At 57.2% G+C, this 21,550-nt stretch carries 20 protein-coding genes; 16 read left to right on the top strand and 4 right to left on the bottom strand.

Annotated elements, in window-relative coordinates:
* Positions 1-132: 132 nt before the first annotated feature.
* Positions 133-894, top strand: a complete 762-nt coding sequence (gene mlaA / locus ABLU78_RS16120; RefSeq protein WP_015365533.1) for a phospholipid-binding lipoprotein MlaA — start codon at positions 133-135, stop codon at positions 892-894.
* Between the two features lie 66 nt (positions 895-960).
* On the opposite strand, the gene fadL is transcribed toward mlaA, so the two are convergent.
* Positions 961-2,283 carry a long-chain fatty acid transporter FadL gene (gene fadL / locus ABLU78_RS16125; protein WP_047057592.1) on the bottom strand — a complete coding sequence of 441 codons (1,323 nt, stop codon included), beginning with the start codon at positions 2,281-2,283 and terminating at the stop codon, positions 961-963.
* A 371-nt stretch (positions 2,284-2,654) separates the two neighbouring features.
* Between fadL and ABLU78_RS16130 the strand changes: the two genes are divergently transcribed.
* From ABLU78_RS16130 to sixA, 4 genes are all read left to right on the top strand, one after another.
* The gene (locus tag ABLU78_RS16130) at positions 2,655-2,939 is read left to right on the top strand and encodes a YfcZ/YiiS family protein (RefSeq protein ID WP_015706185.1); all 285 of its coding nucleotides are present in this window, start codon (positions 2,655-2,657) and stop codon (positions 2,937-2,939) included.
* A 159-nt stretch (positions 2,940-3,098) separates the two neighbouring features.
* On the top strand, positions 3,099-4,409 hold the full coding sequence (gene fadI, locus ABLU78_RS16135) for an acetyl-CoA C-acyltransferase FadI (RefSeq protein ID WP_015706184.1): 1,311 nt from the start codon (positions 3,099-3,101) through the stop codon (positions 4,407-4,409).
* Positions 4,409-6,553 (top strand): fatty acid oxidation complex subunit alpha FadJ, encoded by a 2,145-nt coding sequence (gene fadJ, locus ABLU78_RS16140; protein WP_047057594.1) that lies wholly within the window; start codon positions 4,409-4,411, stop codon positions 6,551-6,553. The genes fadI and fadJ overlap by 1 nt, the downstream gene beginning before the upstream one ends.
* 210 nt (positions 6,554-6,763) lie before the next feature.
* Positions 6,764-7,249 carry a phosphohistidine phosphatase SixA gene (gene sixA / locus ABLU78_RS16145; RefSeq protein ID WP_015365538.1) on the top strand — a complete coding sequence of 162 codons (486 nt, stop codon included), beginning with the start codon at positions 6,764-6,766 and terminating at the stop codon, positions 7,247-7,249.
* A 25-nt stretch (positions 7,250-7,274) separates the two neighbouring features.
* Here sixA and smrB read toward each other — a convergent pair whose 3' ends face one another.
* Positions 7,275-7,826, bottom strand: coding sequence for an endonuclease SmrB (gene smrB, locus ABLU78_RS16150; RefSeq protein ID WP_015365539.1), 552 nt, complete (start codon positions 7,824-7,826; stop codon positions 7,275-7,277).
* 166 nt (positions 7,827-7,992) lie between these two features.
* Here smrB and prmB point away from each other — a divergent pair, with 166 nt between their 5' ends.
* From prmB to ABLU78_RS16180, 6 genes are read left to right on the top strand one after another with little or no spacing between them, the layout of a single operon-like run.
* Positions 7,993-8,925 carry a 50S ribosomal protein L3 N(5)-glutamine methyltransferase gene (prmB, locus tag ABLU78_RS16155; protein WP_026612250.1) on the top strand — a complete coding sequence of 311 codons (933 nt, stop codon included), beginning with the start codon at positions 7,993-7,995 and terminating at the stop codon, positions 8,923-8,925.
* Positions 8,926-8,966: 41 nt separating this feature from the next.
* Positions 8,967-10,052, top strand: a complete 1,086-nt coding sequence (gene aroC, locus ABLU78_RS16160; RefSeq protein ID WP_015365541.1) for a chorismate synthase — start codon at positions 8,967-8,969, stop codon at positions 10,050-10,052.
* 3 nt (positions 10,053-10,055) lie between these two features.
* Positions 10,056-10,880: a penicillin-insensitive murein endopeptidase gene (mepA, locus tag ABLU78_RS16165; RefSeq protein ID WP_015706180.1), complete on the top strand. Its 825-nt coding sequence runs from the start codon at positions 10,056-10,058 to the stop codon at positions 10,878-10,880.
* Positions 10,880-11,689: a sulfite exporter TauE/SafE family protein gene (locus ABLU78_RS16170; protein ID WP_015365543.1), complete on the top strand. Its 810-nt coding sequence runs from the start codon at positions 10,880-10,882 to the stop codon at positions 11,687-11,689. The genes mepA and ABLU78_RS16170 overlap by 1 nt, the downstream gene beginning before the upstream one ends.
* Positions 11,689-12,237, top strand: coding sequence for an elongation factor P hydroxylase (locus ABLU78_RS16175; protein ID WP_032708825.1), 549 nt, complete (start codon positions 11,689-11,691; stop codon positions 12,235-12,237). The genes ABLU78_RS16170 and ABLU78_RS16175 overlap by 1 nt, the downstream gene beginning before the upstream one ends.
* Before the next feature lie 32 nt (positions 12,238-12,269).
* Positions 12,270-12,551: a YfcL family protein gene (locus tag ABLU78_RS16180; RefSeq protein WP_015365545.1), complete on the top strand. Its 282-nt coding sequence runs from the start codon at positions 12,270-12,272 to the stop codon at positions 12,549-12,551.
* A gap of 110 nt (positions 12,552-12,661) precedes the next feature.
* On the opposite strand, the gene mnmC is transcribed toward ABLU78_RS16180, so the two are convergent.
* Entirely contained in the window at positions 12,662-14,650 is a 1,989-nt protein-coding gene (gene mnmC, locus ABLU78_RS16185; protein WP_048229329.1) for a bifunctional tRNA (5-methylaminomethyl-2-thiouridine)(34)-methyltransferase MnmD/FAD-dependent 5-carboxymethylaminomethyl-2-thiouridine(34) oxidoreductase MnmC, read from the bottom strand.
* Between the two features lie 158 nt (positions 14,651-14,808).
* Between mnmC and fabB the strand changes: the two genes are divergently transcribed.
* A complete protein-coding gene (fabB, locus tag ABLU78_RS16190; protein ID WP_015706178.1) occupies positions 14,809-16,029 on the top strand; it encodes a beta-ketoacyl-ACP synthase I in 1,221 nt (406 codons plus the stop codon).
* A 138-nt stretch (positions 16,030-16,167) separates the two neighbouring features.
* On the top strand, positions 16,168-17,343 hold the full coding sequence (locus ABLU78_RS16195) for an MFS transporter (protein ID WP_015365548.1): 1,176 nt from the start codon (positions 16,168-16,170) through the stop codon (positions 17,341-17,343).
* Between the two features lie 42 nt (positions 17,344-17,385).
* Here ABLU78_RS16195 and flk read toward each other — a convergent pair whose 3' ends face one another.
* Positions 17,386-18,369, bottom strand: a complete 984-nt coding sequence (gene flk, locus ABLU78_RS16200; protein WP_063422043.1) for a flagella biosynthesis regulator Flk — start codon at positions 18,367-18,369, stop codon at positions 17,386-17,388.
* A 109-nt stretch (positions 18,370-18,478) separates the two neighbouring features.
* On the opposite strand from flk, the gene pdxB reads away from it, so the two are divergent.
* From pdxB to truA, 3 genes are all read left to right on the top strand, one after another.
* Positions 18,479-19,615, top strand: coding sequence for a 4-phosphoerythronate dehydrogenase PdxB (gene pdxB, locus ABLU78_RS16205; protein WP_020078230.1), 1,137 nt, complete (start codon positions 18,479-18,481; stop codon positions 19,613-19,615).
* 62 nt (positions 19,616-19,677) lie between these two features.
* Complete coding sequence (locus tag ABLU78_RS16210; protein WP_015365551.1) at positions 19,678-20,691, top strand: aspartate-semialdehyde dehydrogenase; 1,014 nt, start codon at positions 19,678-19,680, stop codon at positions 20,689-20,691.
* Positions 20,691-21,503, top strand: coding sequence for a tRNA pseudouridine(38-40) synthase TruA (truA, locus tag ABLU78_RS16215; protein ID WP_032708800.1), 813 nt, complete (start codon positions 20,691-20,693; stop codon positions 21,501-21,503). Before ABLU78_RS16210 ends, truA begins: the two co-directional genes overlap by 1 nt.
* The last annotated feature ends 47 nt before the right edge of the window (positions 21,504-21,550 follow it).

Genomic DNA, 21,550 nt, shown 5'->3' on the forward strand with positions numbered 1-21,550 from the left:
ATGTATAGAATCGGGGAGCAACAATTATGCCAAAGAAGGCTATGCTGAAAGCAGCTACCCAACGATAAAATGCTAATGGGGGCGCCGTCCCGGATGCCTCCAGCGATAGTCAGAATTAACAGGGAGACACCTATGAATTATCGCCTGTCGGCGCTTGCGCTTGGCGCCACATTGCTGGTGGGATGTGCCAGTTCCAGCACTGACGATCGGCCGCAGGGGCGTTCAGATCCGCTTGAAGGGTTTAACCGTACCATGTTCAACTTCAACTTTAATGTGGTTGATCCTTATGTACTGCGTCCCGTCGCCGTCGCCTGGCGTGATTATGTGCCGCAACCGGCGCGTAATGGTTTAAGCAACTTCACCAGCAACCTTGAAGAACCGGCGGTAATGGTCAACTCCTTCCTGCAGGGCGATCCCTATAAAGGCATGGTGCATTTCACACGCTTCTTCCTTAACACTATTCTCGGGATGGGCGGCTTAATCGACGTCGCAGGTATGGCGAACCCGCAGCTGCAGCGCGTTGAACCGCATCGCTTTGGTAGCACGCTGGGCCACTACGGCGTGGGCTACGGCCCGTACGTACAGCTGCCGTTCTATGGTAGTTTCACCCTGCGTGATGAGGGCGGCGACATGGCCGATGGCTTGTATCCGGTACTCTCCTGGCTGACCTGGCCGATGTCCATCGGTAAATGGGCGGTCGAAGGGATTGAAACGCGCGCTCAGCTGCTGGATTCCGACGGCCTGCTGCGCCAGTCTTCCGATCCATACATCCTGATGCGTGAAGCCTACTTCCAGCGGCACGACTTTATCGCCAACGGCGGTAAGCTGACGCCGGCCGATAATCCGAACGCGCAGGCGATTCAGGATGAGCTGAAAGATATCGATTCGCAGTAATCCACGCGGGTCAGAAAAGAAAAAGGGTGAACATGATGTTCACCCTTTTTTTATACCGTTGGTTTATCAGAAGCGGTAGTTGAAGTTCGCGCCGTACAGCCAGGCGGTACCTTCAGAACGGAAGGTGTAAGGGCCTTCTTTAATTTCCACGTGCTGACCGTGCATGTAAGAGACACCAACATCCACTGAAGCATCTTTATTGAACGCGTAGGTGGTACCGGCGCTCAGCCACAGGCGATCCTGATCCGGGATAGAGATGGAGCGGGTGCCAGCCGGAATCGGGCTATCATCGAAGGCGATACCGGTACGGAAGGTCCAGTTATCGTCATAGTAATAGGTGGTACCCAGCGCGATGCGGTAAGCATCTTTAAAGCCTTCATCTTTATAGAACAGCGTCTGGCCATTGCTGCCAGTGGCCTTCAGCTCCTGGAACTGGCTCCAACTGGTGTAGGTCAGGCTATAGTGAACTGCCCACTGCGGCGCGACGCGGTTATAACCCGACAGTTCCCACATCTCTGGCAAGTTGAGGGTCAGCGAGCCGTTAGTGGTACGGCCATCGGTACCGGCCGGTAAACCGAAGTTGCCGAGGATCTGGTTATACGCGGACGGCAGATCGCTCTTATAATTGCCATCAAAGTCGATTTTAACTTCCGAGCGGTAGGTGAAACCATAGCGGTTGTTCTTATCCAGCTCATACAGGATACCGGCGTTCCAGCCGAAACCCCATTCGTTGCCGTTCAAATGCGCAATCTGAGTGTCGGCAGGGATCTGGCTGACCCTGCCCGCCAGCGCTGGCGGCAGTTTACCGGAACCGGCAACGATTTGTCCTAAATCACCTGCGTAGCGTTCGATTTTCGCTTTCGCGTACACCGCGTCAAAACCTAAACCAAAGCTCCAATTGCTGTTCAGGCGATAGGCGCCGCTTAAATTGAAGTTAACGGTGGTGAGATCGGTTGTGCCGCCCATACTGCCGGCCGCATAGTCATCAGCGAATTCCGTCGCGAGACCATAGTTAGAGGTGATAGATGCGCCCCAACCAAACTGATCGTTAATTGGCGAAACAAAGTGGAAGTTTGGTACCCATGCCGTTGGGGCAATATTGTCTGCATTCAGACTTTTACCGGTCGGCGAAGTACCAGAAACATTAACGTCCGGGTCGACGAAGACGGCGCCTGCCGACATCATCGGCCGGTCAAACATCATGATTAACGCGGGGTTACGGCTGGCGTTGCCCGCATCGTCAGCGATTGCCCCTTCACCGGAATAGGCACGACCAAGGCCGGAAGCGGAGAATTCATTTAACTGGAATCCTGCGGACCAGGCTTGGGTTGAAACAAGTGCTACAGCCACTGCAAGGGCAGATTGGGTAAAGCGGGTTTTCTGGCTCATGCCCATAACCTCATTGAGTTATTTTTATTTAAACTATGTTACATGCCGTAACAGAAGCGCGAAGTGTAGGGTCTGCTTTACAACAGAGAAATCAGACCAGTGGCCTGAGTATAGGTCTGACCAGATGAGTTGTTGCAAGTTTGTTTATAAGATTTTTCAAGTGTGATAACAGAAACGCGATCCAGCTGGCAAAATTGCCCTGCTTAGTCATACCCAATTTGGGGCATTTTTGTTTTGGATCATTTTTAAGTGTGATTTCTGTCACTTAAGCGTTTTCCTGCCATTAACAACTGGAGGGGGGACGAGGGCGGGCGTAAAATAGGCGCATTATTTGTCTGGCACCGAAGGTGCATATACAGAGGAAATCTACGATGAGTAAATGTAGCGCTGATGAAACCCCGGTTTGCTGCTGTATGGATGTTGGCACCATTGTGGACAACACCGACTGCACCGCCTCCTACAGCCGCGTGTTTGCAAACCGCGCTGAAGCGGAAGCAACCCTCGCCGCGCTGAGCGAAAAAGCCCGCAATGTGGAATCTGAACCGTGCAAAATTAACTCGACGTTCACCGACGTTGATGGCGGCGTGCAGTTGAATATCGATTTTGTTTTTAGCTGCGAAGCGGAATCGCTGATCTTCCAGCTGGGGTTACGTTAATCCTCTCTCTTAACGCCTCTTTCTTGAGGCGTTATCTTTTCTATTCAATGTGTTTTGGCTCCCACTTTTTCTCTTCCCCGATTGGCTTAATGTAAAAAATTAGTTAAGACTAGTTATCAGGTCAGACCACTTGGTTTTATCGGTTAACAGGGGAGAGTTATGAGTCAGGCATTACCGCTTATCACCCGTCAGGGCGATCGCATTGCCATTGTCAGCGGTTTACGTACCCCATTTGCCCGTCAGGCGACGGCGTATCACGGCGTTCCGGCCGTAGATCTGGGTAAAATGGTCGTCGGCGAAATGCTGGCGCGCAGTGAAGTTCCCCCGGAAGTGATTGAACAACTGGTCTTCGGCCAGGTTGTACAGATGCCGGAAGCGCCGAATATTGCTCGTGAAATCGTGCTCGGTACCGGCATGAATGTGCATACCGACGCCTATAGCGTCAGCCGCGCCTGCGCCACAAGTTTCCAGGCGGTAGCCAATATTGCCGAAAGCCTGATGGCCGGCACGATCCGCGCGGGCATCGCCGGCGGCGCTGATTCCTCCTCCGTTCTCCCCATCGGCGTGAGTAAAAAACTGGCCCGCACCCTGGTGGATGCCAATAAAGCGCGCACCCTTGGCCAACGGCTAAAACTCTTTTCCCGCCTGCGCCTGCGCGATCTTTTACCGGTGCCGCCTGCTGTCGCGGAATATTCAACCGGCCTGCGGATGGGCGACACCGCCGAGCAGATGGCGAAAACCTGGGGCATTAGCCGTGAAGATCAGGACGCGCTGGCGCTGCGTTCACACCAGCTTGCCGCCCGCGCCTGGGAAGAGGGCAAACTGGCCAGTGAAGTGATGACGGCCTATGTACCGCCTTATCGCGAGCCGCTGGAGCAGGACAACAATATTCGTAAAAATTCAACCCTGGCGGATTACCAAAAGTTACGTCCGGCGTTCGATCGTAAACACGGTAGCGTCACGGCGGCAAACAGTACGCCGCTCACCGACGGCGCCGCCGCGGTGATCATGATGACCGAATCCCGGGCCAAAGAGTTGGGGTTAACGCCGCTGGGCTACCTGCGTAGCTATGCTTTCACCGCTATTGATGTCTGGCAGGATATGTTGCTGGGGCCGGCGTGGGCGACGCCGCTGGCGTTGGATAGGGCGGGAATTACCCTTGCAGACCTCACGTTGATTGATATGCATGAAGCTTTCGCCGCGCAGACGCTGGCGAATCTACAATGTTTAGCCAGTAATCGTTTCGCCCGGGAAGTGCTGGGCCGTTCACAGGCAACCGGGGAAGTCGATGCCAGCAAGTTCAACGTGCTGGGCGGCTCTATCGCCTACGGACACCCTTTTGCGGCGACCGGCGCGCGCATGATTACCCAGACGTTGCATGAACTCCGGCGCCGCGGCGGCGGATTTGGTCTGGTTACCGCCTGCGCGGCGGGGGGTTTAGGTTCCGCTATGGTTCTGGAGGTCGAATAATGGAAGCGGCAACAGCTTTTACGCTTGAAATTCGCCCGGATAACATCGCCGTTATTACCATCGACGCGCCCGGCGAAAAGATGAATACCCTGAAAGCCGAGTTCGGCGGCGAGGTGCGGACGATTATCCGCCAGCTCCGCGAAAATAAGGCGCTGCGCGGCGCCGTATTTATCTCCGCTAAACCCGACAACTTTATCGCCGGCGCGGATATCAACATGATTGCTCGTTGTACCAGCGCCGCAGAAGCCGAAGCGCTGGCGCGCCAGGGCCAGCAGATCATGTCCGAGATCCACGCGCTTTCTATCCCGGTGATTGCCGCCATTCACGGCGCCTGCCTTGGCGGCGGCCTGGAGCTGGCGCTGGCCTGTCATGGGCGAGTCTGTAGCGACGATGATAAAACGCGGTTGGGATTGCCGGAAGTGCAACTGGGGTTGCTACCGGGCTCCGGCGGCACTCAACGCCTGCCGCGGCTGATTGGCGTCAGTACGGCGCTTGAAATGATCCTCACCGGTAAACAATTGCGTCCGCGTCAGGCGTTGAAAGCCGGGCTGGTGGACGATGTTGTCCCGCAATCGATATTGCTGCGGACCGCGGTTGAGCTGGCGCTACAGGGCCGGCCGGCGAGCCGAACTGTGCCGGTGCGCGAACGGGTACTTGCCGGGCCTCTGGGGCGTCAGCTGCTGTTCCGCATGGTGGCGAAAAAGACCCGGCAAAAAACGCAGGGTAATTACCCGGCGGCAGAACGTATTTTACAGGTGATAGAAAACGGACTGGCGCACGGCTGCAGCAGCGGTTACGCCGAAGAGGCGCGAGCGTTTGGCGAACTGGCGATGACGCCGCAATCGCAAGCGTTACGTTCTATTTTCTTTGCCAGCACCGATCTGAAAAAAGATCGTGGCGCCGAAGCTGACCCCGCTCCGCTGAATAGCATTGCTGTACTCGGCGGCGGCTTAATGGGAGGCGGAATTGCTTACGTCACCGCCTGTAAAGGCGGCCTGCCGGTACGCATAAAAGACATTCAGGCGAAAGGCATCAATCATGCGCTCAGGTACAGTTGGGATCTGCTGGATAAGCAGGTGCGTCGCCGCTATCTGCGCGCCAGTGAGCGCGATCGTCAGCTGGCGCTGATTTCCGGCGCTACGGATTATCATGGCTTTGCCCACCGCGATGTGGTCATCGAAGCGGTGTTTGAGGATCTGGCGCTCAAGCAGCGGATGGTTGGCGAGATCGAACAATGCTGCGGGCCGCAGACGATCTTTGCCTCCAATACCTCATCGCTACCGATCGGCGAGATCGCCGCTCAGGCCGCGCGGCCAGAGAAGGTAATTGGTCTGCACTTTTTCAGCCCGGTCGAAAAAATGCCGTTGGTTGAGGTTATCCCGCATGCAACGACCGATGAGCAAACCATCGCCACGGTGGTGAAGCTGGCGAAGCTGCAGGGCAAAACGCCGATTGTGGTTGCCGACCGCGCCGGTTTTTATGTTAACCGTATTCTGGCGCCCTATATCAATGAAGCCATGCGCCTGCTGCTGGAGGGCGAGCCGGTTGAACATATTGATAATGCGTTGGTTAAATTTGGTTTCCCGGTTGGACCTATTCAGTTACTGGATGAAGTCGGCATTGATACCGGCACTAAGATTATCCCGGTACTGGAGACCGCTTTTGGTGAACGTTTTAGCCCGCCTGCAAACATCATTGACGCGATTTTGAAGGACGATCGCAAAGGCAGAAAAAATAATCGCGGTTTCTATCTTTATGAGACAAAAAGGCGTAAAAGCAAAAAACGGGCTGACCCGGCTATTTACCCATTATTGGCAGTAGCAAGTCCGCAGGCGCGTTTGTCTGCTCAGCAGGTCGCTGAACGCTGCGTGATGATGATGCTCAACGAGGCGGCGCGCTGTTTTGATGAACAGATCGTACGTAGCGCGCGTGATGGCGATATTGGCGCCGTCTTTGGTATAGGTTTTCCGCCGTTTCTCGGCGGCCCGTTCCGCTATATGGATAGCCTCGGCGCGGGTGAAGTCGCCGCAATCTTGCAGCGTCTGGCCGCACAGTACGGCCCTCGTTTTTCTCCGTGCGACACCTTATTGCGCATGGCCGAGCAGGGGGCGACCTTTTGGCCCACTGGTGAACGGACGACCTAAGTTATGGTCAAAAGAAGGTAAATCCAACGTGGACTGGCGCTGTTGATTGGCGGTTTTGTAAACAAATATTGACTATACTTACGCCATTGAGGTAAAAAACAGCGTTTCATTCGTTGGATGGATCAGGCACAATGCCCGGCCACCGGGTCGCCTGCGTATTGTTTACGCAGAGCGAGTTGCGGTGATTCTGGTTAACAAAAGCGGTGCAATATGCAAGTTTTTATCATGCGTCACGGCGACGCTGCCCTCGATGCAGCCAGTGACTCCGTTCGTCCCTTAACCGTTTGCGGTTGTGACGAATCTCGTCAGATGGCAACCTGGCTGAAAGGTCAAAAAGTGGATATTGAGCGGGTGCTTGTCAGCCCTTACCTGCGTGCAGAGCAAACTCTCGACGTAGTAGGGGAGTGCATGAACCTGCCGAAAGATGTCGACGTGATGCCGGAACTCACGCCGTGCGGCGATGTAGGGATGGTTAGCGCTTATCTTCAGGCGCTGGCGAATGAGGGCGTGAAAACGGCGCTGGTCGTTTCACACCTGCCGTTGGTGGGGTACCTCGTCTCAGAGCTGTGCCCGGGGGAAACGCCCCCGATGTTTACTACCTCAGCGATTGCCTGCGTCACCCTCGACGCCGACGGCAAGGGCGAATTCAACTGGCAGATGAGCCCCTGCAATTTGAGAATGGCGAAAGCCATCTAAGGCTTTCCACCCTCGGAGCTTCCGCTTACGGAAGCTCCGGCGGCAACCACTCTTCAACTTCAATCAGTACCAATAGCGCGGCATCGCCGCCGTATTCTTTTGGTGCCTGATGGAACGCCATAATATGCGGATGTTGCGCCAGCCACAGCGGCGTTTGCTGCTTGAGGATGTGTTTGCCGTGTCCGTGCATCACGCAGGCGCAAAAGATATGTTCGCGGCGGCAGGCGGCAATCAGCGCGCCCAATTCTTGTTTTGCCTGCATCTGGGTCAGGCCATGCAGATCGAGAAACAGCTCCGGCGAATAGTCGCCGCGGCGCAGCTTTTTCAGCTCAAAATGGCTGACATCCGCGCGCACGTACTTCATCGCGCCTTCCGTATTGAGCAACGGCTGAAATTCGTCGGAAAAATAGTGGCTGTTATCCACTTGTTCCTGCAGCAATCGCTTAGGCGGAACCTCGCTGAGTTTCTTGCGCTGCGGGCGGTGTACGATAGTGTCCTGTTTAATTTGCCGGGTGCCGGTCATTAGCTGGCGGAACAGCGCCTGATCCTCCGCGCTTAGTGGTGTTTTCTTTTTCATTGCCCAATCTCACTATTTCTTTTCGTTAGTTTACCCGACTCGCCCGCGCTTCAGGCAAGGAAAACCTATTTTTCCCCACTCCGGCTGCGCAAGAATGCTGATTTATCGCCGCCATCGTGGCAAACTAGCCGCCGAATTTATAGCAGAGCGTGCCCTGGAGGATTGCGTGGATAAAATTTTTGTTGATGAAGCGGTCAATGAGCTGCAGACCATTCAGGACATGCTGCGTTGGGCGGTAAGTCGTTTTAGCGCCGCCAACATCTGGTACGGTCATGGCACCGATAACCCGTGGGATGAGGCCGTACAGCTGGTATTACCCTCGCTGTACCTGCCGTTAGATATACCGGAAGATATGCGCACCGCGCGCCTGACCTCCAGCGAAAAACATCGTATCGTCGAGCGCGTGATTCGCCGCGTCAACGAACGCATTCCCGTCGCTTACCTGACCAACAAAGCATGGTTCTGCGGCCATGAATTCTATGTTGATGAGCGCGTGCTGGTACCGCGCTCGCCGATTGGCGAACTGATCAATAACCAGTTCGCCGGGCTGATAAACCACAAACCGCAGCATATTCTCGATATGTGTACCGGTAGCGCCTGTATTGCCATCGCCTGCGCCTATGCCTTCCCGGAAGCCGAAGTCGACGCTGTCGATATCTCCCCGGACGCACTGGCCGTTGCCGAACATAACGTTGAAGAACATGGCCTGATTAACCAGGTTACCCCGATCCGTTCCGATCTGTTCCGCGATCTGCCGAAGCTGCAGTACGATCTGATCGTGACCAATCCGCCGTACGTTGATGAAGAAGATATGGCCGATCTGCCTGATGAATATGAGCATGAGCCGGTTCTGGGTCTGGCTTCCGGTAGCGATGGCCTGAAGCTGACGCGCCGCATTCTTGGCTGCGCCCCGGATTACCTCAACGACGACGGTATTCTGATTTGTGAAGTCGGTAACAGCATGGTACATCTGATGGAGCAGTACCCGGACGTGCCGTTCACCTGGCTTGAGTTTGATAACGGCGGTGATGGCGTCTTTATGCTGACTAAACAGCAGCTCATTGACGCGCGTGCGCATTTCGGCATTTATAAAGACTAAAAAAAACAACACGCAAACATAACGAAAAGAATGGAGCCGTGATGGCAGGAAATACAATTGGACAACTCTTTCGCGTCACCACCTTCGGCGAATCGCACGGCCTGGCGCTGGGTTGCATCGTCGACGGGGTGCCGCCAGGCATTCCGCTGACCGAAGCTGACCTGCAGCACGATCTGGATCGCCGTCGCCCTGGGACATCGCGTTACACCACCCAGCGCCGCGAACCGGACCAGGTGAAAATCCTTTCCGGCGTCTTCGAAGGCGTGACCACCGGCACCAGTATTGGCCTGTTGATTGAAAACACCGATCAGCGTTCCCAGGACTACGGCGCGATTAAAGATCTGTTCCGCCCGGGTCATGCGGATTACACCTACGAGCAGAAATACGGCCTGCGCGACTATCGCGGCGGCGGCCGTTCGTCTGCGCGTGAAACCGCGATGCGCGTGGCGGCCGGGGCGATTGCCAAAAAATTCCTCGCGGCTAAATTTGGTATTGTGATCCGCGGCTGCCTGACGCAGATGGGCGATATTCCGTTGGCCATCAAAGACTGGGATCAGGTTGAGCAGAACCCGTTCTTCTGCCCGGATCCGGATAAAATCGACGCGCTGGATGAACTGATGCGCGGCCTGAAAAAAGAGGGCGACTCTATTGGCGCGAAAGTGACCGTCGTGGCTGACGGCGTTCCTCCGGGCCTCGGCGAGCCGGTGTTCGATCGCCTGGATGCCGATATCGCCCACGCGCTGATGAGCATCAACGCGGTGAAAGGGGTAGAAATCGGTGATGGTTTTGAGGTGGTCAAACTTCGCGGCAGCGAAAACCGCGACGAAATCACCAAAGCCGGTTTCCAGAGTAACCACGCCGGCGGCATTCTTGGCGGTATCAGCAGCGGCCAGCAAATTGTTGCTAACATCGCGCTGAAGCCAACCTCCAGTATTACCGTTCCCGGTCATACGATTAACCGCTTCGGCGAAGAAGTCGAAATGATCACCAAAGGGCGTCACGATCCGTGCGTCGGCATTCGCGCGGTTCCGATCGCCGAGGCCATGCTGGCTATCGTGTTAATGGATCACTTTATGCGTCAACGCGCGCAGAATGGCGACGTGACAACATCAATTCCACGCTGGTAACCGATGAAAAATACCGTTATCGCACTGCTGGCGCTTTTGGCCAGCACCGCCAGCCTGGCGGCGACGCCGTGGCAGAAAATATCCCAGCCGATTAGCGGCAGCGCCCAGTCTATTGGCGCGTTTGCCAATGGCTGCATCGTCGGCGCCCAGCCGCTACCGTTGAACTCCCCTGATTACCAGGTGATGCGTACCGATCAGCGTCGCTACTTCGGCCATCCGGATCTCGTGCAGTTTATTCAGCGGCTGAGTTTGCAGGCGCACAATAAAGGTATGGGGACGGTGCTGATTGGCGATATGGGCATGCCTGCCGGCGGGCGCTTTAATGGCGGCCACGCTAGCCATCAGTCGGGTCTGGATGTTGATATTTTCCTGCAATTGCCGCAGACCCGCTGGACCTCCGCGCAACTGCTGAAACCACAGGCGCTGGATTTAGTCGCCCGTGATGGCAAGCGGGTGGTGCCGTCACTGTGGAGCCCGCAAATCAGCAACCTGATTAAAATGGCGGCGGAAGATAACGATGTAACGCGTATTTTCGTCAACCCGGCTATCAAACAGCAATTGTGCCTCGATGCTGGTAACGATCGCCAATGGCTACGCAAAGTTCGCCCGTGGTTCCAGCATCGCGCCCACATGCACGTGCGCCTGCGCTGCCCGGCGGGCAGCCTTGAGTGCGAAGATCAAGCGCCGCCGCCGGCTGGCGATGGCTGCGGAGCCGAGCTGCAAAGCTGGTTTGAACCGCCTAAACCTGGGTCAACCCCACCTGTGAAGAAGACGCCGCCTCCGCTGCCGCCTTCCTGCCAGGCGCTACTGGATGAGCATCTTCTCTAATGGATAGTTTTGTCGAACTGTTTATGGTGTCGCCAATGGTTTTGGTGGCGCTCTTTTTCGTCGCGATTCTGGCCGGATTTATTGATTCCTTAGCTGGCGGCGGCGGGTTGTTAACCGTCCCGGCGTTGATGGCGGCAGGTATGCCGCCCGCTCAGGCATTGGCGACCAATAAGCTACAGGCCTGCGGCGGTTCCATTTCCGCGACGCTCTACTTTATCCGTCGCAAGGTGGTAAATCTTGCCGATCAGAAACTCAATATTCTGATGACGTTTATCGGCTCGACGGCGGGGGCGCTGCTGGTGCAGCACGTGCAGTCCGATATTTTGAAGCAAATCCTGCCGCTGCTGGTGATCGGCATTGGGCTGTACTTTTTGCTGATGCCTAAGCTTGGCGAATCCGATCGTCAGCGTCGCCTGTATGGTTTGCCGTTCGCGCTGGTCGCTGGCGGCAGCGTGGGTTTCTACGACGGTTTTTTTGGCCCCGGCGCCGGTTCTTTTTATGCGCTGGCCTTTGTGACGCTCGCCGGGTTTAATCTCGCGAAATCCACCGCTCACGCCAAACTGCTAAACGCTACCTCCAATATTGGCGGCCTGCTGCTGTTTATCATTGGCGGCAAAGTGATTTGGGCTACCGGTTTTGTGATGATGGCCGGACAGTTTATCGGCGCTCGCGCCGGTTCGCGGCTGGTGCTGAGTAAAGGGCAGTCGTTGATTCGGCCGATGATCGTCATCGTCTCCGCGGTGATGAGCGCTAAACTTCTTTACGACAGCCACGGGGCTGAGATTTTGCAGTGGTTGGGAATTCACTAATGCAACAGCAACACCATTATCAGCAGTTGGTCGAGATCTTCGACGGCTGCTTTGCCGATGATTTTAATACCCGTCTGATTAAAGGCGACGACGAACCGATCTATCTTCCTGCAGATAGCGAAGTGCCATACAACCGGATCGTGTTTGCTCACGGCTTTTACGCCAGCGCGCTGCACGAAATTTCCCACTGGTGTATCGCCGGCAAGGCGCGGCGCGAGCAGGTAGATTTTGGTTACTGGTACTGCCCGGACGGCCGCGATGCGATGACGCAAAGCAAGTTCGAAGACGTCGAGGTCAAGCCACAGGCTTTTGACTGGTTGTTCTGCACGGCGGCGGGATTTCCGTTTAACGTCAGCTGTGACAACCTCGAAGGCGACTTTGAGCCTGACCGCATCGCCTTTCAACGGCGCGTACATGCCCAGGTGATGACCTATCTGGAGCAAGGGATCCCTGAGCGACCGGCACGCTTTATTCGCGCGCTGCAACAGTATTATCAAACGCCGCCGCTGACGGCAGAACAATTTCCGTGGCCGGAAGACCTGCACTAAAGCCACGTTCTACAAATGAAAGAGGAAAGACGATGATCGCGGAGTTTGAATCACGCATTCTGGCGTTAATTGACGATATGGTAGACCACGCCAGTGATGACGAACTGTTTGCTGGCGGTTATCTGCGCGGCCACCTGACGCTGGCGGTGGCTGAGCTGGAAGGGGAAGGGGAACATACGGCGCAGGCGATTAATGATAAAGTCGCCAGCAGCCTGGAAAAGGCCATCAGCGCGGGCGAACTATCGCCGCCGGATCAGATTCTGGTGCAAGGGATGTGGAATAACCTGTACCAGCAGGCGAAAAATCAGGCCTGATAAATGGTGTCATCCGGATGAGGCGTTAGCCCACATCCGGAAACTCTCCCCGGTCGCGCTGCGCCTACCGGGGCGACTACACCCAGGTCGGGATAAGGCGCAAGCCGGCGTTATTTTACCGCTTTTCCCTTCAGCAGTTTTCTTACCCACAGTCGATTCGGATTCAGCGCCGCGAGAGTTTCGCTATCCAGCGGTAGCGGTTCTTCACTCATCTGCGCGGCCAGCAGTTCGGCGCTCAATGGCGCGGTGCACAACCCACGAGATCCCAATGCCGCGAGCATAAACAGATTGTGATAGACCGGCGCGCTGCCGACATTTTCCTGCTGTTGGTGAAGCGTGGCGTACTGCGTCAACGTTTTCTCATAATCCGGAACGTTGCCCACCATCGGCAGGTGATCGCGGGTAGCGCAGCGTACGCCGCAGCGGGCTTCGTTGCCGCTAACATCCACCTCTTTTGCCCATGCCGCCTGCGGGAAACAATCAATCAGGCGCTGGCGATTTTGCCACTGATCTTCGGCGCTGAAATCGGTATCCGTCTTGCCGCGATGATAGCTGGCGCCGATACAGTGTTGCTGATTCTCGGGGTTTTGCGGCGTCAGATAGCCGTCATAGCATAACACCTGGCGCAGGGCGGAAAGCCCCGGTGTGGTGGGTATATGGCTGACCTGGCCGCCGACCGGATAAGCCGGTAACTGCCTGGTCTGGGCAAAATCAGTCAGGCGATGTCCGTTCGCCAGTACTACCGCCTGATGACGATGCTGCTGATTGAGCAACCAGCCGTCGCCATCCGTGCTGAGCGTTTCGACGGGATAACCGTAGTGGCTGCGTAGTCCCTGCGTCGCCGCCAGCGCCAGTAATTCTGCCGTCAACTGCTGCGGGCACAGCCAGCCGCCGGCCGGATAGGTGATACCGCCGCAGCCGGTATCAACGCCGGTCAGTTCAGCAACCTGCTCCGCCGTCACCGCGCAGGCGATCTCCGCCGGTAAATCTGAAGCCAGCATTTGGGCGATTTTCTGCGTGCTTTTTTCATCCCAGGCGAGTTGGGTTACGCCGCACCATTGATGATCAAATTCCACTGGCAGGGCGTCGTAGAGGCGGCGCGCGAAAGTAAACGCCGCCGGGAAAAAGCGCGCCAGCGAAGGGTCGTGCTGGCTTAATAGCGGATACAGCGCGCCCTGACGATTGCCGGATGCGCCGCTGGCGGGCGCATCGTCAGCGCAGTACAACGTCACCTGCCAGCCGCGACGCAGCAGCGCCAGCGAGAGCAGGGCGCTGGCGATACCGCCGCCGATCACCGCCGCTTCGCGCGATTGACTACCGCTGCGGGCAAACCATGGCGTCCGCGCGAATGTCGGAACGTCGGCGGTCAATTCACCGATTAGCATTTCGCGCTTGCGACCAAAGCCTTTGCGTTTTTGCATGCTAAAGCCGGCCTCCTGCAGCCCGCGGCGAACGAAGCCAGCGGAGGTGAAGGTCGCCAGCGTGCCGCCGGGGCGGGCCAGACGCGCCATGGCTGAAAACAGCCCCGGCGTCCACATATCCGGGTTTTTCGCCGGCGCGAAGCCGTCGAGGAACCAGGCGTCGACCTGGCGGTTGAGTGAATCGTCAAGCTGGTCGGTGAGCGTGTTGATATCGCCAAACCATAAATCCAGCGTGACGCGGCCATCGTCGAGCAGCAGGCGGTGGCAGCCCGCGATTGGCAATGGCCACTGCGCCTGTAGCTGTTCAGCCCATGGAGCCAGTTCCGGCCAGTGCTGGTGCGCCAGGCGCAGGTCGTCGGCCTTCAGGGGAAATTTTTCAAAACTGATGAAATGTAATCTTTGCAGCGTAGCCTGCGGATTATCGCGACGAAAAACAGCAAACGCCTGCCACAGCGTCAGGAAATTGAGCCCGGTGCCGAAGCCGCTCTCCGCGACGATAAACAGCGGGCGCGGGTGGGTTGGAAAACGGCTATCAAGCTGGTTGCCGTTGAGAAAAACGTAGCGCGTCTCTTCCAGACCGTTGTCATTAGAAAAATAAACGTCGTCAAAATCTCGGGAAACAGGTGTACCCTCAGCGTTGAATTCCAGGTTGGCGGGTTGTATGGCGTTTTGTTTCACGTAAGTTACTCGAATCACAAGGCGTAGCGCGATCTTAACGATGTGTGCCAGAAGGCGCAAATTTATACACAAAATGGCTGATCGGACTTGTTCGGCGTACAAGTGTACGCTATTGTGCGACTCGAAACTTAAAATAGTGCGACTTACAGAGGTATTGAATGAAACGTGCAGTGATTACTGGCTTGGGCATCGTTTCCAGCATCGGTAATAACCAGCAGGAAGTCCTGGCATCTCTGCGTGAAGGACGTTCAGGGATCACTTTCTCTCAGGAGCTGAAGGATTCAGGAATGCGTAGCCACGTATGGGGCAACGTCAAACTGGATACCACGGGCCTCATTGACCGCAAAGTAGTTCGCTTTATGAGCGATGCATCCATCTATGCTTATCTGTCCATGGAGCAGGCGGTAGCCGACGCCGGTCTGGCGCCGGAAGCATACCAGAACAACCCGCGTGTCGGCCTGATTGCAGGTTCCGGCGGCGGCTCCCCGAAATTCCAGGTCTTCGGCGCCGATGCCATGCGTAGCCCGCGTGGTCTGAAAGCCGTGGGCCCATACGTTGTGACTAAAGCGATGGCTTCCGGCGTATCTGCCTGCCTCGCCACGCCGTTTAAAATCCACGGCGTCAACTACTCTATCAGCTCCGCTTGCGCCACTTCCGCACACTGCATCGGTAACGCGGTAGAACAGATTCAGCTGGGCAAACAGGACATCGTCTTTGCCGGCGGCGGCGAAGAGCTGTGCTGGGAAATGGCTTGTGAATTCGACGCCATGGGCGCGCTGTCCACTAAATACAACGATTCTCCGGACAAAGCGTCCCGTACCTATGATGCGAACCGCGACGGTTTCGTTATCGCGGGCGGCGGCGGCATGGTCGTGGTGGAAGAGCTGGAACACGCGCTGGCGCGCGGCGCGCATATCTATGCGGAAATCGTCGGTTACGGCGCGACTTCCGATGGCGCGGACATGGTTGCTCCATCTGGCGAAGGCGCAGTGCGCTGCATGCAGATGGCGATGCACGGCGTTGATACCCCGATCGACTACCTGAACTCCCACGGCACTTCTACTCCGGTAGGCGACGTGAAAGAGTTGGGCGCTATCCGCGAAGTCTTCGGTGACAACAGCCCGGCTATCTCCGCCACCAAAGCGATGACCGGCCACTCTCTGGGCGCCGCAGGCGTACAGGAAGCCATCTACTCTCTGCTGATGCTGGAGCACGGTTTTATCGCGCCAAGCATCAACATCGAAGAGATGGACGAGCAGGCTGCCGGCCTTAACATCGTCACCAAACCGACCGATGCTCAGTTGACCACCGTGATGTCCAACAGCTTCGGCTTCGGCGGCACCAACGCGACCCTGGTTATGCGTAAATACAACGCCTAATTGGTTAGAGTCAGTACCAGGGGAGCCCGAGGCTCCCCTTTTTTTGACGTCTTGACAGCGCCTGGCGAGAGCAGGCAAATTGCTCGCCATCATTCCCATTCCATCTTCTCGCCTTGCTCTGCAAAACTGGGGTAACGCATGTCCGCAGCGACAAAAACGATAAACAACGCTTCAGAGAATCTCTCGCTATTTCGCATTACCTTTGCGGTTTTTCTGACCTATATGACCGTGGGGTTGCCGCTACCGGTTATCCCGCTATTTGTGCACCACGATCTCGGCTTTGGCAACACACTCGTCGGCGTGGCCGTCGGCATCCAGTTTCTCGCCACGGTCTTAACCCGCGGCTATGCCGGGAGACTTGCCGATCAGTACGGCGCGAAACGTTCGGTGCTGCAAGGAATGTTGGCCTGTGCTCTGGCCGGCTGCGCCTGGCTGGCGGCGGCGCTGCTGCCGGTGCCGGTAATGGCCAAATTTGGCCTGCTGGTGCTGGGACGTTTGATTCTCGGCTTTGGTGAAAGCCAGCTGCTGACCGGTAACTTAAGCTGGGGATTAGGGCTGGTTGGCCCGCGACGTTCCGGTAAAGTGATGTCGTGGAACGGCATGGCGATGTACGGGGCGCTGGCGGTGGGCGCGCCGCTGGGGCTGCTGATTTACAGCCGCTTCGGCGTGGCGGCGTTGGCCTGCGTCACGATGGCGCTGCCGCTGCTGGCATGGGCGATTAACGGCACGGTCCGTAAAGTTCCCGCCCACGGCGGCGAGCGTCCTTCGCTATGGAGCGTCATCGGCATGATCTGGCGGCCGGGAATTGGTCTCGGCCTGCAGGGCGTCGGCTTTGCGGTGATCGGTACCTTTGTTTCACTCTATTTCGCCAGCCACGGCTGGGCGATGGCCGGCTTCACGTTGACCGCGTTTGGCGGCGCTTTTGTCCTGATGCGTATTCTGTTCGGCTGGATGCCGGATCGCTTTGGCGGCATTAAGGTGGCGATGGTATCACTGCTGATTGAAGCGATTGGTCTGACGCTGCTATGGCAAGCGCCGGGCGCCTGGGTGGCGCTGGCGGGCGCCGCTTTGACCGGCTGCGGTTGCTCGCTCATCTTCCCGGCGCTGGGCGTTGAGGTAGTCAAACGGGTTCCGGCCCAGGTTCGCGGCACCGCGCTTGGCGGCTATGCCGCGTTTCAGGATATCTCTTACGGCGTCACTGGCCCGCTGGCTGGCCTGCTTGCCACCTCGCTTGGCTATGCTTCCGTGTTCCTTGCCGGGGCGATTTGCGCGGTATTGGGCATTGGTGTCACTTTACTGACGCTGCGTAAGTAATGGCATCATGGCGGCGTTCTGGCCGCCATGATTGTTTTTAGCTTACAGCACAAGCCACAGCAGAATAATCACCACCAGCAGGGCAATCGCCACCGTCCACGCTTTTTTGCTATACACCGGGTGGGGGGCGGGCAGCGGCTCGACCGGAGTAATTGCCATTGTCGCCTGGGCGCGGGCCACGCGTAGCGCAAAGACCTTATTTAATAGCGTTAGCACCTGCGGGCTGGTTAAGGTCGTCGTGGGCGTCACCTGCCAGCTGCTTTGCGCGAAATCGGCGATTTTCTGCCACTCCTGCGGTTCCAGCGGTTGCTTGAGCGCTGCCTGCAGCGAATTCATCGTCGGCGCGGTTTGCGCGCTCAGCGTTTGTCGCGCCTGCAGCCAGTACGAGAGCGGGGTGAAGTGGGTGGCGGGGATCAGTTCGCCGGATTTCACGCCGCACAGCTCAAGCATTGATTGCCAGATAAGCTTGCTCGATTCGCCGGTTGCGGCGGCCAGTTTGGTCACTAGCTGATTCAGGGTGTTATGTTCCGCCGGCAGCAAAGGGCGCAGCGTCGGCGTACGCTGCTGCGGCTGCGGGATCGCCAACTGGCCGTTTTGCAGCAGATGCAGCACGTTCTCCAGCTGTGCCTGGGTCAGCGCATGCAGCACGGTTTGACCGTAATTCTGGCGGATATAATCGCTCACCGCCTGACGGTTATTTCCCTGAGTCAGCAGTTCGCTGAGCTGGGCGAGAATTTGCCGATGGTGGTGGTTTTGCTGAGCGATACTTAAGCGCTGATTCAGGTTGCTCTCAGCCGCGCTGAAATGGCTCGCCAGCAGCGGCGTGTCGCCTTTCAGACCCAGATCGTGCTTCACGCAGGCCCACACTTCGGCGTTTTGCTGCGATGTCAGCGTCACCAGACGCGTTATCAGCCGCTCCAGAACGGTGCGTTGCTGCATGGTGAGCGCGTTTGGGCCCACGGCGGATGCGCCGGATGGGCCAGTCCCCGGAGGGCGATCGGACATACCTGAAACGGGTGGTGTCATGATGAATCCTTACCGTAGTGCTGTACTTAAGCCGGGTGATGATGTTCCTGGCGGCCAGATTATGGCACACTTCCCCGGTTTACTCTCGTTCTCAGACAGGTACTGAACCGTGAAAATCCTCGTTGATGAAAATATGCCCTATGCGCGTGAGCTTTTTAGCCGTTTGGGAGACGTGCAGGCCGTTCCCGGTCGTCCCATTCCGCAGGAAGCGTTAACCGACGCCGACGCGCTGATGGTGCGTTCCGTCACTAAGGTGAATGAAGCGCTGCTCTCCGGTAAGGCAATTAAGTTTGTCGGCACCGCCACCGCAGGCACCGATCATGTCGATCAAGCGTGGTTACAGCAGGCGGGGATTGGCTTTTCCGCCGCGCCGGGCTGTAATGCGATCGCAGTGGTGGAGTATGTTTTCTCGGCGCTGCTGATGCTCGCCGAGCGCGACGGATTCGCGCTGGCTGATCGTACCGTCGGTATCGTCGGCGTCGGCAACGTTGGCGGGCGTTTGCAAAAACGTCTGGAAGCGCTGGGAATTAAAACATTACTCTGCGATCCGCCGCGCGCCGATCGTGGCGATGAAGGCGACTTCCGCAGCCTGGACGAGCTGGTGCAAAAGGCGGATGTCCTGACTTTCCACACGCCGTTGTTTAAAGACGGGCCGTATAAAACGCTGCATCTGGCCGATGAAGCACTGATTAGCCGCCTGCAGCCGGGGGCGATCCTGATTAACGCCTGCCGCGGGCCGGTGGTGGATAACGCGGCGCTGCTCAAGCGCTTGCAGGCCGGGCAGCAGCTGAGCGTGGTGCTCGACGTCTGGGAACCCGAACCGGATCTGAATACCGAGTTGCTGGCGCGTGTCGATATCGGTACCTCGCATATCGCCGGTTATACCCTTGAAGGCAAAGCGCGCGGCACCACCCAGGTTTTTGAAGCCTATAGCGCGTTTATTGGCCATTCGCAGCAGGTGGCGCTGGATACGCTACTGCCGGCGCCGGAATTTGGCCGCATCACTCTGCACGGCCCACTCGATCAGGCGACGCTGAAAAGGCTGGTCCATTTGGTGTATGATGTGCGCCGCGATGATGCGCCGCTGCGTAAAGTGGCAGGCATTGCCGGCGAATTCGACAAGCTGCGCAAAAATTATCAGGAACGCCGCGAATGGTCTTCCCTGTACGTACAGTGCAGCGATGAAAAAGCAGCGACGCTGCTGCGTCAGCTCGGTTTTAATGCCGTACATCATCCTGTTCGTTAATATCTTCTTAATGCCCCTGTCGGATAATCCGGCAGGGTCGCTATTTTCTGGAGTACACCACCATGTCTGAAGGCTGGAATATTGCCGTACTGGGCGCAACCGGCGCCGTAGGCGAAGCCCTGCTTGAAACCCTTGCTGAACGCCAGTTTCCGGTAGGCGAAATTTATGCGCTGGCGCGCAATGAAAGCGCGGGCGAACATCTGCGTTATGGTGGCAAATCGGTCATCGTGCAGGACGCCGCCGACTTTGACTGGACCCAGGCCCAGTTGGCTTTCTTCGCCGCGGGCGTCGAAGCCAGCGCGGCGTATGTCGAAGAAGCCACCAACGCCGGTTGTCTGGTTATCGATCTTAGCGGCCTGTTTGCGCTGGAGCCGGACGTGCCGCTGGTGGTGCCGGACGTCAACCCGTTCGTGCTCGGCGACTACCGCAACCGTAACGTGATTGCGGTACCAAACAGCCTGACCAGCCAGCTGCTGACGGCGCTGAAGCCGCTGATCGATGATGGCGGCCTGTCGCGTATTACCGTTACCAACCTGTTGTCTGCCTCGGCGCAGGGGAAAAAAGCGGTCGATGCGCTGGCGGGGCAGAGCGCGAAGCTGCTGAACGGTATTCCGATTGATGAAGACGATTTCTTTGGGCGCCAGCTGGCTTTCAACATGCTGCCGATTCTCCCGGATCGCGAAGGTAGCGTGCGCGAAGAACGTCGTATCGTCGATGAAGCGCGCAAAATTCTGCAGGATGACGGCCTGATGATTTCCGCAAGCGTCGTGCAATCGCCGGTCTTCTATGGTCATGCGCAGATGGTGAATTTTGAAGCGCTGCGTCCGCTGGCGGCGGAGGAGGCGCGCGACGCCTTTACCCGTGGCGAGGATATCGAGCTTTCTGAAGAGGGCGAGTTCCCGACGCAGGTCGGCGATGCTTCCGGTAACGCGCGTCTGTCCATCGGTTGCGTGCATAACGATTACGGCATGCCCGAGCAGATTCAGTTCTGGTCGGTGGCCGATAACGTGCGCTTTGGCGGCGCGCTGATGGCGGTGAAAATCGCCGAGAAGCTGGTTCAGGAGTATTTGTACTGATGTCTGAAGCACAGCAGCAGCCGGTGTATAAAATCGCGCTGGGCATCGAGTACGACGGCAGCAAATACTACGGCTGGCAGCGGCAAAACGAAGTGCGCAGCGTGCAGGAAAAGCTGGAAAAGGCGCTGTCGCAGGTGGCGGCCGAACCGGTACACGTATTCTGCGCCGGGCGTACCGACGCCGGCGTTCACGGTACCGGCCAGGTGGTGCACTTTGAAACCCGCGCTCAGCGTAAAGACGCCGCCTGGACGCTGGGCGTAAATGCGAATTTACCTGGTGACATCGCCGTGCGTTGGGTGAAGCATGTTGCGGACGATTTTCACGCCCGCTTCAGCGCGACGGCCCGTCGTTACCGTTACGTCATCTATAATCACCGCCTGCGTCCGGCGGTGTTAAGCCAGGGGGTGACGCATTATTACCACCCTCTGGATGCCGGGCGGATGCATCGCGCCGCGCAGTGTTTAATTGGCGAGAATGACTTCACCTCGTTTCGCGCGGTGCAATGTCAGTCGCGCACGCCGTGGCGCAACGTGATGCATATCAACGTGACCCGTCACGGGGCTTATGTGGTGGTGGATATCAAAGCGAACGCTTTTGTTCATCATATGGTTAGGAATATCGTCGGCAGCCTGATGGAAGTAGGCGCCGGAAACCAGCCAGAGAGCTGGATTGCAGAACTGCTGGCGGCGAAGGACCGGACTCTGGCTGCCGCGACGGCGAAAGCGGAAGGATTGTATCTGGTGTCGGTGGATTATCCGGCCCATTTCGACCTGCCGGTGATGCCGATGGGCCCGCTGTTTTTGGCGGACTAATATCAGCGCCCCCGTAACAGGGGGCGGTTGTCACTAAAGGCTAAGAC

It is taken from the genome of Klebsiella sp. JN_Kp122 (genome assembly GCF_040062085.1).
GTDB lineage: Bacteria > Pseudomonadota > Gammaproteobacteria > Enterobacterales > Enterobacteriaceae > Klebsiella > Klebsiella aerogenes.